Source organism: Tsukamurella strandjordii (assembly GCF_039525985.1).
In the GTDB taxonomy this organism is placed as follows: Bacteria; Actinomycetota; Actinomycetes; order Mycobacteriales; family Mycobacteriaceae; genus Tsukamurella; species Tsukamurella strandjordii.
The window spans coordinates 144,762-150,962 of the sequence record NZ_BAAAII010000004.1 but is presented as its reverse complement, the minus strand read 5'-3'; the positions used below and the strand labels follow the sequence as shown (position 1 = coordinate 150,962).

The 6,201-nt window shown below is 70.1% G+C and carries 4 protein-coding genes; 1 reads left to right on the top strand and 3 read right to left on the bottom strand.

What is annotated here, in order from left to right:
* The 3 genes from pta to ABD108_RS06655 all read right to left on the bottom strand — a co-directional run.
* On the bottom strand, positions 1-2,057 hold a 2,057-nt coding region (gene pta / locus ABD108_RS06665; RefSeq protein WP_343929844.1), incomplete at its 3' end, for a phosphate acetyltransferase.
* A 21-nt stretch (positions 2,058-2,078) separates the two neighbouring features.
* Complete coding sequence (gene fgd / locus ABD108_RS06660) at positions 2,079-3,089, bottom strand: glucose-6-phosphate dehydrogenase (coenzyme-F420) (RefSeq protein WP_220657642.1); 1,011 nt, start codon at positions 3,087-3,089, stop codon at positions 2,079-2,081.
* Between the two features lie 81 nt (positions 3,090-3,170).
* On the bottom strand, positions 3,171-4,097 hold the full coding sequence (locus tag ABD108_RS06655) for a SpoIID/LytB domain-containing protein (protein ID WP_220657641.1): 927 nt from the start codon (positions 4,095-4,097) through the stop codon (positions 3,171-3,173).
* 232 nt (positions 4,098-4,329) lie between these two features.
* Between ABD108_RS06655 and ABD108_RS06650 the strand changes: the two genes are divergently transcribed.
* On the top strand, positions 4,330-6,198 hold the full coding sequence (locus tag ABD108_RS06650) for an ABC transporter ATP-binding protein (protein ID WP_343929843.1): 1,869 nt from the start codon (positions 4,330-4,332) through the stop codon (positions 6,196-6,198).
* The last annotated feature ends 3 nt before the right edge of the window (positions 6,199-6,201 follow it).

Below are 6,201 nucleotides of genomic sequence, written 5' to 3'. Positions count from 1 at the left end.
TTCACGATGTCCTCCACCAGGGCACCGCGCGAGAGATCGTTGATCGGGGCGTTGAGCCCCTGCAGCACGGGGCCGATCGCGACGGCGCCCGCCGAGCGCTGCACCGCCTTGTAGGTGTTGTTGCCCGTGTTGAGATCGGGGAAGACCAGCACGGTGGCCTTGCCCGCGACCGGGGAGTCGGGCATCTTCGACGCCGCGACGCCGGGGTCGACCGCGGCGTCGTACTGGATCGGGCCCTCCACCAACAGTTCCGGGGCGCGCTCGCGGACCAGGCCGGTGGCGGCCCGCACCTTGTCGACGTCGGCGCCGGTACCGGACTCGCCCGTCGAGTACGAGAGCATCGCCACCCGCGGGTCGATCCCGAACTGCGAGGCCGTCTGCGCCGAGGAGATCGCGATGTCGGCGAGCTGGGTCTCGGTGGGATCGGGCACCACGGCGCAGTCGCCGTAGGCCAGCACCTTATCGGCCAGGCACATCAGGAAGATCGACGACACCGTGGAGACACCGGGCTTGGTCTTGATGATCTCGAAGGACGGCCGGATGGTGTGCGCGGTGGTGTGCGCGGCACCGGAGACCATGCCGTCGGCCATGCCGAGGTACACCATCATGGTGCCGAAGTAGCTCACGTCCACCACGGTCTCGGCGGCCCGCTCCAGCGTCATGCCCTTGTGCTTGCGCAGCTCGTAGTAGGTCTGGGAGAACTTGGCGATGAGGTCGGTGGCGCGCTTCGGGTCGATCACGTCGGTATCGCCGAGGTCCACGCCCAGTTCCGCGGCGCGGGCCCGCACGCGGGACTCCTGGCCGAGGATCGTCAGATCGGCCACCTCGCGCTGCAGCAGGCGGCCGGCGGCGCGCAGGATCCGGTCGTCGTCACCCTCGGGCAGCACGATCCGCTTGCGGTCCGCACGGGCCCGGGCGATCAGGTGGTACTCGAACATCTGCGGGGTGACCACGCCGGGGTTGGAGACCTGGAGCGCATCCATCAGGTCCTCGGAGACCACGTACCGCTCGGTGAGCGCGACCGCCAGGTCCACCTTGCGGGCGGAACCGGGCCCCACCCGCCCTCGGGTCTTGGCCGCGATCCGCGCGGTCTCGTAGGTGCCGTGCGGCACCGAGACGATGGGCAGAGTCGGCTTGAGGCCGTCGACGAGGGCCGCCGTCATCGGATGCGGCGCATAGCCGCCGTTGAGGATGATGCCGGCCAGCGACGGGAAACCGTTGGCGCGGTGCGCGTTCACCATCGCCAGCAGCACCTCGGAGCGGTCGCCCGGTGCGATCACCGCGACGCCCTCGGTGACCCGTTCCAGGCTGTGCTCGGCCGTCATCCCGGCCACCAGCACGTCCATCGCCTCACGCGAGAGCAGCTCCGGATCGCCCCAGAGCAGCTTGCCGTCCATCGCCTCCATGAGTTCGCCGACGGTGGGCGCGGTGAGCACCGGCTCCTCCGGCAGCACCCACACGGGCAGCCCCGTCGCGGCCTTGAGGGCGTCGCACACCGCGTCGAGCTGGCCGGGATCGCACCGGTTCGCGATCACCGACGAGGTGTGGGCGTGGTTCGCCTTGATCTCGGCCATCGACTGCTCGGCCACCGAGACCACCTGCTCGGGGGTCCGGTCCAGCGCCTTCACCGCGAGCAGGATGGACGCACCGAGGTTGGCTGCGATCCGCGCGTTGAAGGACAACTCGGTGGGCGAGGTGACGTCGGTGTAGTCCGAGCCCAGGATCAGCACGAAATCGCACTTGTCGGCCACCGCGTGATAGCGGCTGACGATCTCGGCGATCGCCGCGTCCGGATCCTCGTGCACCTGGTCGTACGAGACACCCACGCACTCGTCGTAGTCGAGATCGGCCGTGGCCTGCTCGATGAGCAGCTCCAGGATGTAATCGCGCTGCTCCCCCCAGGTGCGGGGGATCGGACGGAAGACGCCGATGGTCCAGCCCGTGGAGGTCAGCAGGTTCATCGCGCCCAGCGCGATGGTCGACTTCCCGGTGTCCCCCTCGGGGGAGGCGATGTAGATGCTGGTCGTCGTCGGGGATCGGTCAGCGCTCGCGGACATGGCTTTACTATCGCAGCCCGGTCAGCCCAGCGCGCGCAGCCGGGGGGCCAGATCGCGCTGGAAGTTGTCCAGGAAGCGGCGCTGGTCGTGGCCGGGGGCGTGGAAGACGAGGTGGTTCAGGCCGGCGTCCACGTACTGCTTCACCGCGGCCACCGCCTCGTCGGGATCGGAGGAGACGATCCACCGCTTGGCCACCTGCTCGATCGGCAGCTCATCGGCCAGGCGCTCCATCTCGGCGGAGCTGTTCACGCTGTGCTTCTGCTCCGCGGTCAGCGACAGGGGCGCCCAGAACCGGGTGTTCTCCAGTGCGAGTTCGGGATCCGGGTCGTAGCTGATCTTGATCTCGATCATCTTGTCCAGCGCGTCGAAATCGCGGCCGCCCAGCTCGGCGCCCTCCTTGGCGGCGGGGATCAGCTTCTCGGTGTACAGGTCCATGCCCTTGCCCGAGGTGCAGATCATGCCGTCGCCCGCGCGGCCGGCGTACTTCGCCACCACGGGCCCGCCCGCGGCGATGTAGACGGGCACGGGACGCTCCGGAATGTCGAACAGGACGGCGTCCTTGGTGTGGTAGTAGTCGCCGTCGAAGTTGGTGATCTCGCCCGACCACAGCTCGCGCATGAGCCGCACGGATTCGCGCAGGCGGGCGAACCGCTCCTTGAACTCGGGCCACTCGCCCTGGAAGCCGGTGGCGTACTCGTTGAGCGCCTCGCCGCTGCCCACGCCCAGGAAGATCCGGTCGGGGTACATGCAGGCCATGCTCGCGAAGGCCTGCGCGACCACCGCGGGGTTGTAGCGGAACGTGGGCGTCATGACCGAGGTGCCGATCTTCACCCGCTCGGTGCGCTCGCCCACGGCCGCCATCCAGGCCAGCGAGAACGGGGCGTGGCCGCCGTTCACGCGCCAGGGCTGGAAGTGGTCGCTCACGGCCACCGAGTCCATGCCCGCGGCCTCCGCCGCGACCGCGATCTCCACCAACTCGCGGGGCCCGAACTGCTCCGCCGATGCCTTGTACCCGAGCTGCAACTTCGCCATGGGATTCACCCTACTGTCCCCGGCCGACATCGCACCCGGGACGTGTGCGGCGCCTACGGCATCGGGATGACGGGGTCGGGATTACGGGGTCGAGGCGCCGGCCGGGTCGTCGATGCGGGACGCGCCGTACTCGGTCTCGTAGACGCGTCCGTTCTGGGACATCACCCACCCGGTGGTGCTGGCCACGGCGGCGTCGGTGCGCGGGTCCTCCCGGTCGAGGCCGCCGTAGACCTGCGAGGCCTGGGTGTCGTCGAAGGTGTCACCGCGTTCGGCGCCGCGGACCAGGGCGTACGACCGCGCCGCGATCGCCTGCGCCTGGAGCGCCGCACCGCCGCCCTGGTCGGCCCATCCCGGCGAGCTCTCGACGGGCACCACGCTGCGCACGTAGTCCTCGATGCCGACGATGTTGAGCACCTTGCCGTCCCGGGCCACGAGGCTGCCGCGGTACCCGGCGTTGCTACCGCAGAAGCGCAGCACCTGGTCGGCGGGGAGCGACTGATTCGGCGAGGGCGGGTTGACGGTGCCGTCCGGCACCTCGAGCGTGCCGAGCACCTGGCCTCCGCACCCGGCGCGCACCGTCGCGGTCGTCCCGGAGATGCTCACGGCCTGGCCGGGGGCGAGCGATTTGCCGGCGATGAGGCCGCCGGCGGGCGCGACCACATCGAGGCGGTTCTGGTCGGTCAGCCGCACGGTGATCGGCAGGCCTGTGTGCACGGCGCCGATCGTGGTGCCCGGGTAGTAGCGGTCCAGGATCTGCTGCACGGTCCAGCCCTGTTTCGCGTACCCGAAGGCGCCGAGCTGGCTCATGCCACGGCCGTGTCCGCCCGCGCTCCCCGGGGCCACGGCGTTGCCCGGCGAGGTGTCGTCCACGAGGGTCGGCTCGGCGGCGGGGCCGAAGCCGGTGAGGGCGCCGCCGATCACCAGGGCGGGCACCACGGTGACGATGGCGGCGCGAGCAGCGCGCAATCGTCGAGAACGACGAGGTCCGCCATCGATCCAGACGGGCATCGGGTCTCCTTCGGTCTGAGGTCGGCGCCGTCACCAGGGGCGACGAGCCGGTGGGTCGCGCGCGATCGCACCCGGACAGGCGTGATTATTGAGACTATTGGGGCTCAAGTTACCATTGAGGGTTGTGTTTCGCCTAGCGGTTGCGATTTCACGGCACGGAACGGCCGTCCCTGTTCCGCTGTCGGCGAACGATCTAGACATCAACGTAACTTGAGGTCCTAGCCTTGTATGCATGAGCATGGAATCGGTCGCCTGGGACACCCTGTACCGCGGGACGCGCGCGCTGGACGCACCGTCGCGCCGCCCGATCGAGACCCTGCGCCGGATGGGACCGTTCGCCCGGCCCCACCGGTGGCGGCTCACCGCCTTCCTCGCGCTGTCGGTGATCTCCGCGCTGCTCGCGGTGGCCACTCCCCTGCTGGCCGGCCGGGTCGTGGACCGGATCGTCGGCGGCGGCCCCGTCAGCGTGGTGGTGGAACTCGCGGTGCTCATCGCCGTGATCGCGATCGTCGGCGCCGGCATCGACCTGCTGTCGCGCTGGTTCTCGTCCCGGATCGGCGAGGGTCTGATCTACCAGCTGCGCACCGCGGTCTTCGATCACGTGCAGACGATGCCGGTGGCCTTCTTCACGCGCACCCGAACCGGCGCACTGGTGTCCCGGCTCAACAACGACGTGCTCGGCGCACAGCGCGCCTTCTCCGACACCCTCGCCGGCGTGGTCACCAACGTGGTCACGCTGCTGCTCACCCTCGGCGTCATGCTCAGCATCTCCTGGCAGATCACCCTGCTCGCTCTGGTCCTGCTGCCGGTCTTCATCCTGCCCTCGCGGCCGATGGGGCGGAAGATCGCAGGGATGTCGCGCCGTGCCGCGCGGCACAACGCCAGCATGAGCGACCAGATGACGGAACGCTTCTCGGCCCCGGGCGCCACACTCGTCAAGCTGTACGGCCGGCCCGAACAGGAATCGCAGGAGTTCGCCGCGCGCGCGGCCGCGGTGCGCGACATCGGGGTGAGCACGGCGATGGCGCGGATGCTGTTCGTCACCATGCTCACGCTGGTGAGCTCGCTGGCCCTGGCCCTGGTGTACGGACTGGGCGGCTTCTACGCGCTGCGCGGGGAACTGCAGGCCGGCGCGGTGGTGGCCCTGGCGCTGCTGCTCACCCGGCTGTACGCGCCGCTCACCGCGCTCGCGAACGCCCGGGTCGAGGTGATGACGGCACTGGTCTCCTTCGAGCGGGTCTTCGAGGTGCTCGATCTGGTGCCCATGGTCCGGGACGCACCCGACGCCGTGACGATCGACAAGGCCCCCATGCAGCTGCGGTTCGACGGCGTGAGCTTCGCGTACCCGTCGGCCGAGAAGGTCTCGCTGGCCTCCTTGGAGGAGGTGGCCCAGCTCGACACCCGGGGCGGCGAGACGGTGCTGCACGACGTCTCCTTCACCGCCGCACCGGGTTCCATGGTGGCGCTGGTCGGCAGCTCGGGCGCGGGCAAATCGACGATCGCGCAGCTCGCCACCCGGCTCTACGACCCCGACGCCGGGTCGATCACCCTGAACGGCACCGATCTTCGCGATATCACCGCGCAGTCACTGCATTCCGCGGTCGGCCTGGTGACCCAGGACGGGCACCTCTTCCACGACAGCATCCGCTCGAACCTGGTGCTCGCCAACCCGGAGGCCACCGACGCCGAGATCGCCGATGCGCTGCGCCGGGCCCGCCTGACGGAGCTGATCGCGCATCTGCCCGACGGACTCGACACGGTGGTCGGCGAGCGCGGCTACCGGCTCTCCGGCGGCGAACGCCAGCGGCTCACGATCGCCCGCCTGCTGCTCGCGCAGCCCTCGGTGGTGATCCTGGACGAGGCCACCGCGCACCTGGATTCGACGTCGGAGGCGGCGGTGCAGGCGGCGCTGGGCGAGGCCCTGGCCGATCGCACCTCGCTGGTGATCGCGCACCGGCTGTCCACGATCCGCGCGGCCGACCTGATCCTGGTGCTCGAGGCGGGCCGGGTCGTCGAACGGGGCACGCACGAGAGTCTGCTGGCCCAGGGCGGACGGTACGCCGAGCTCTACCGCACCCAGTTCGCCGATCAGGCGGCGTGAAGC

Coding starts and splice junctions, on each gene's coding strand:
- fgd (WP_220657642.1), bottom strand. CDS start 3,089: ATGGCGAAGTTGCAGCTCGGGTACAAGGCATCGGCGGAGCAGTTCGGG.
- ABD108_RS06655 (WP_220657641.1), bottom strand. CDS start 4,097: ATGCCCGTCTGGATCGATGGCGGACCTCGTCGTTCTCGACGATTGCGC.
- ABD108_RS06650 (WP_343929843.1), top strand. CDS start 4,330: ATGAGCATGGAATCGGTCGCCTGGGACACCCTGTACCGCGGGACGCGC.